The organism is Slackia sp., from assembly GCF_977041755.1.
The window spans coordinates 1-2,204 of sequence record NZ_CDRRGL010000207.1 but is presented as its reverse complement, the minus strand read 5'-3'; the positions used below and the strand labels follow the sequence as shown (position 1 = coordinate 2,204).

Sequence of the window (2,204 nt, the reverse complement as noted above, 5' to 3'; positions counted from 1 at the left end):
CGCAACCAGCAGCCCACTCGGCGTTGGCAGCGCGCTCTTCGGCGCCGGCAGCACGCAGGAAGTCGTTCGTGCTGTTCACGAGCTCCATGATGGCAGCAATCGCGGTGTTGAAGTTGTTGCGGTCGATATCATCGGACACTTTGCCCACCACACGATGGCGCTCGCGCATCAGCGTCTTGAAGGCGTCGGCGGCATTCAGCTTGGAGCCGCCGTTAAACAGCGTATCCTCGCCCGCCTCGCGCTTCAGGTCGTACACAGCGCGCCACACGCGGTTCAGGAACTTGTACAGGCCCGCAAGGCCGTCTTCATTCCACAGCAGCTCCTTGTCGGGCGGAGCCATGAACAGAATGTAGCAGCGCACGGCGTCGGCGCCGTAGGCGGCAATCATGTCTTCAGGCGAAATAACGTTGCCCTTCGACTTCGACATAACGTCGCCGTGCTCGTCGAGCACCATGCCCTGGCACAGCAGATTCGTGAACGGCTCATCGAAGTTCAGCATGCCCTCGTCGCGCAGCACCTTCGTGAAGAAGCGGCTGTAGAGCAAATGCAGAATAGCGTGCTCAATGCCGCCAATGTATTGGTCGACGGGCAGCCACGAGTTCGCCTTATCGGAATCGAACGGACGCTCGGTGTTATGAGGATCGGTATAGCGCATGTAATACCAGCTCGAGCACGTAAACGTGTCCATGGTATCGGTCTCGCGGCGAGCTTCGCCACCGCACTTCGGGCACGTGCACTTCGCGAATTCCTCATGCGTGGCAAGCGTCTCACCAGCGGAAAGATCGATATCCTCGGGAAGGCGCACGGGCAAATCTTCCTCAGGAACGGGCACAACGCCGCATTTCGGGCAATGGATTGCCGGAATGGGATTGCCCCAATAGCGCTGACGAGAAATAAGCCAGTCGCGCAGGCGGAATTCCACCTTGCGGCGACCGCGGCCCATAGCCTCGAGCTCGGCGACGATGGCCGCCTCGCCCTCGGAATGCTTGCCGCCGGTCATGCCGGTGTATTTGCCCGACTGCACAAGCGTGCCTTCAGCGGCGTAGGCCTCGGGCCAATCGACCGAAGTAACCACGCGATTCTGCTCGTCTTTCAGCTGCTCGAACAGCGGATCATCATCGCCCAAGATGATGGGAATGATGGGCAAATTATATTTGCGAGCGAATTCAAAATCGCGCTGGTCACCGCATGGAACAGCCATAACGGCACCCGTGCCGTAATCGGCAACGACATAGTCGGCAACCCAGATGGGCAGCTTTTCGCCATTGATGGGATTGACCGCGTAACGGCCGGTGAACTCGCCGTGCTTTTCGTGGTCACCCTGGGCGCGTTGCACCGCGGTGATCTTCTTGGAGGCCTCAACGAGGTCCATAACCGGCTTCTCGTATTCAGTGCCCTCGACAAGCGCCGCGAGACCCTTGTATTCAGGAGCAAGCACGAAGAAGCTCGCGCCAAACAGCGTGTCGGCACGCGTGGTGAACACAGTGATGATGTCGTCTTCAGCGGGCTCGGCGGGCACGTTGCCGTCTTTATCGCACAGCACGAAGTCGACCTCGGCGCCTTCGGAGCGGCCAATCCAGTTGGACTGCTGCTGCTTCACGCGCTCAGGCCAGCCTTCAAGCTGGTCAAGGTCGTCAAGCAATTCCTGCGCATAGTCGGTGATCTTCAGATACCACTGCGTGAGGTCGCGCTTCTCGATTTCAGAATCGCAGCGCCAGCAACGGCCCTCGATAACCTGTTCGTTCGCCAGAACAGTCTGGCAACCCGGGCACCAGTTCACAGGAGAGTTGCGGCGTTCGACGAGGCCGCGCTCCCAGAATTTCTCGAAAATCCACTGGCCCCAGCGATAGTACTCAGGGTCGCACGCAACAACGGTGCGGTCCCAATCGTAGGAAAAGCCCATGCGCTTGAAGCTGGCCTTCTGGGTTTCGATGTTGGCATACGTCCATTTTGCAGGATGGCTATGGTGTTTGATGGCGGCATTTTCTGCAGGCAGGCCAAAGGCATCCCAACCCATGGGGTGCAAAACGTCGAAGCCCTTCATGCGATAGTAGCGAGCAATAACGTCGCCGATCGAATAGTTGCGGGCGTGGCCCATGTGAATGTCGCCCGAGGGATACGGGAACATTTCCAAGATGTACTTCTTGGGACGCCCGTCTTCTTCATGCACCTTGTTGATGCCGCTTTCTTCCCAAGCCGCTTGC

1 protein-coding gene is annotated in these 2,204 nt (G+C 58.8%); it reads right to left on the bottom strand.

Annotated elements, in window-relative coordinates; translation table 11 throughout:
* Positions 1 to 2,204, bottom strand: a 2,204-nt coding sequence (gene leuS / locus ACWI8T_RS09565) for a leucine--tRNA ligase (RefSeq protein ID WP_449138780.1), incomplete at both ends; no start/stop codon positions are given.